The sequence below is a fragment of the Oleiphilus sp. HI0128 genome, from assembly GCF_001635365.1.
Window position 1 is genome coordinate 1 of sequence record NZ_LWGG01000863.1, and the last position, 3,189, is coordinate 3,189.

The 3,189-nt window shown below is 47.1% G+C and carries 2 protein-coding genes; both read right to left on the bottom strand.

What is annotated here, in order from left to right; genetic code table 11:
• Nucleotides 1-1,261 (bottom strand): biotin carboxylase N-terminal domain-containing protein (locus A3763_RS13555; RefSeq protein ID WP_304440815.1); only part of this gene is annotated, 1,261 nt, incomplete at its 3' end.
• Nucleotides 1,261-2,925: an acyl-CoA carboxylase subunit beta gene (locus A3763_RS13560; protein ID WP_068513979.1), complete on the bottom strand. Its 1,665-nt coding sequence runs from the start codon at nt 2,923-2,925 to the stop codon at nt 1,261-1,263. The genes A3763_RS13560 and A3763_RS13555, both read right to left, overlap by 1 nt.
• Between the last annotated feature and the right edge of the window lie 264 nt (nt 2,926-3,189).

A 3,189-nucleotide genomic window follows, 5' to 3' on the forward strand; every position in this document is an offset into this window, starting at 1 on the left:
ACTCGAAGGTGGATACGTTGTCCAAACCTACAGCCTGACCAAATACTTCGGATTCTTTTTCCATCGCCTGAAGGGTTTTGATCTCCTGGCTAAGGATTTTAGATTCGGCTTCACTACCGCGATGCAACGACTCTGTAAGCGCATGCTGTAAATCTTCGGTCGTAACCGATATTTCAAGCAGCTTTTGCTCGTGCATCTGCAAAGAGCAATCACGACCGCCCAAAGCCAGTGCCCATTCACCATTACCGATCACCTGGATTTCCTGGTGACGAGTGGTTTCGATATTCAACTCGACAAGAATATTCTTGTTGTCGCCTTGGCCTGTCGCTTTTACCTCGTTGAGGATCTCAAGTACTAGAGAAGGTGCTTCATCTGCTGCTTGGCTTAAGCGCTCTTCGATGCTGCCTTTAAAGCTTGAAGGGCTGGAGAGTATGCGTTGGCCTTTACCGCCGCCACCGCCGATGCATTTCAGGCGAATACGGTTTTCAGGGTACTCCTGGCCAATCTTGATTACTTGCTCGCGGATGGTTTCCTGAAGCTCTGCCACGCTATAAAGGTCGATGCCTTTTTTGTAGCCTGCATCAAGCACGACGTCGGCTTTATCTTCAATTGAGTCGGCATTTTCAAAGCGTTCTTGGTTGAGTGCTAAGCCTTCTTTTTTGACTAAAGACAGTAGCGCCTTTTCATCGCTATGCTTTTTAAGGAGTGTCAAGGCAGTAGCATTGTTGATTCCAGGCGTTACACTGACGCCGACTTGCAATGCGGTGCGCTTCGCCTCGTCTTTTAGGCCTGCTTTATGAACCGTTTCCGAGCAAGGGCCAATAAAGTTCAGACCGGCTTCTTCCATTGCGCCAACCATCGCTTCGTCTTCGGCCATAAAGCCGTAGCCGGCAAAAATAGCGTTATAGTTGTTCTCTTTAGCAATGCGAATGATCTGTTCTATGCGCTGAACACGCTCTTCTTTATCTGCGCCGCTGTAGTCTGGCACACGGTGAATGCGGTCAGGATTGTTGATTTGGCGCAGTTCTGGCGCCAAGGCATTTTGATAAACAATACTGTCTTTTTCAGACAATAAGATACCGCAATGCGTCACTCCCATTTCTGCAAATACATCCATTGCTTCTTTACGAATAGGGCCACGACAAATGATTAAGGGGCGAATGTCTTCACACGAGAAGCTACGTACCCAAGTGCTGTCTGATTGGCCTAAACGACGGTCTTGATGAGTCAGCGGGTTGTTAAGGTAATGTTCGTTACTCATTAGAAAGACTCCCTTTGTACGCCGCCGAGTGGCTCAGGTGTATAGTGTGATAAGTGGAAATTGAGCTGTTCGCACAAGACCTTGCGCATGTCTCTGGGCATAACAATTTGAGAGATCGACCCTAGGCTCAACGCCTCATTTGGGTTCATCAATTCTTCTTCATAGCGTTTTGCGAGTAAGGCTTCTTGCTCAGCGCCCCATTCGGCACTTTGCTCGCCTGTCTTAACCGCACCGCGAATAGCGCGTAACTCCTTCTTATAGACAAATTCTACACCTGCTGGTCCCATTACGGCTGCTCTGGTAGAAGGCAGGGCGCATACAAAGTCTGCACCTGTCTGATAGCAGTTGTAAGAAGCGTAAGCACCACCGAAAGCGTTACGAATGATCACCAAAAAACGAGGCGTTCTTAGGTCAATAATTGAATCAAGCATTGCTCTACCTGCTTGCACAATACCGTTTGATTCTTGATCTTTACCAGGTAAGAAACCCGTTGTATCTTCCATAAAGATGACAGGGATATTGTAAAGGTTACAGAAGCGGATAAAGCGTGCATTCTTATAGGCTGCATCAATATCAATCTGGCCTGAAGACACGGCGCTGTTATTGGCCAGAAAGCCGACCACATTGCCACCCATTCTACCCAAGGCTGTAACCGTGTTACGTGCACGCTCTTCCTGAATTTCAATAAAGTCGCCATGGTCGCAAAGTTGCTGGATCATGATAGTGACATCAATAGGCGTATTGAAACCGGTTGGGCTATTGAAGGCCTTCTTCAGCAGGATGTCGATATCCCAGGTCTTACGATCAATCGGATCGGACGTTTCCTGATAGGGTGCTAACTCGGAATTGTTGTTCGGAAGATATTTGAGTAGTTGGCGAACTTTCTTCAAGGCGCTGACTTCATCTTTTACCACGATATCTGTGACACCACTTTGGCTATGTACGCCAGGGCCGCCAAGCTCGTCAGGCGTTACATCTTCACCGAGTACACTTTTCACCACACCAGGGCCTGTTAGGCCAAAGAATGTATCATTTGGCTGAATCATAAAGCTACCTTGGCGTGGAAGGTATGAACCACCACCGGCATTAAAACCAAACATGCACATAATGCTAGGTACAACACCGCTGATCTTTCTTAAAGCGGTAAAAGCTTCGGCGTAACCGTCTAGACCGCCGACTCCGGCGGGGACGTAAGCGCCGGCACTATCGTTTAGGCCCACTAAAGGAATCTTTCGTTTACCCGCAAGCTCCATTAAGCGGGCTAGCTTAGTGCCGTTGGTGGCATCCATAGAGCCCGCCCTGACGGTGAAATCGTGACCGTATAAGGCAACGTCTCGGCCGTCTATTTTTACGACTGCCGTGACGATTGACGCGCCATCTAGATTTTTACCCCAGTTCTGGAACAGTACCTTTGGGTCTTCATCTGTTAGAACTGAAATACGTTCCCATATCGTCATTCGCTTTTTACTGTGTTGACGCGTAATGGCCGTTACACCAGCAGCTTTTCTTGGGCGCTGCATCAGGTCGTAACCTTTACGGAGAGTTTCTTCATAAAGTCCGGGGTTTTCTGCATTTTGCCCGGGGATTCTAAAGTCCAGCTCGTTGTCAGAACCAAAAGGGTTATCTAGGCTGATCTTGGGTGTGGCGTCTTTGCTTGTTGTCATCGCACGGTCCGTTAGTTTGCTTGCCTGTCGTGATAGGAGTTCGTTAAATAAAGCTACTAAGTATAGGTGTATTTTAGCGCTCAAGTGTAGCGAAGTTTTGGCAATTTAATATTATGACTAAAACGAAAAAGGTTCGCTTTTGTCCTAAAAAGTGCAGCGATGATATTTGGAAATGTCTATAAAATAAAGTGCGCTTCGATACGAGAGGTAAGGTGTGATATTTAATTAAGGTGTTGAAATTAAACAGATAAGTGTTTTGTTATG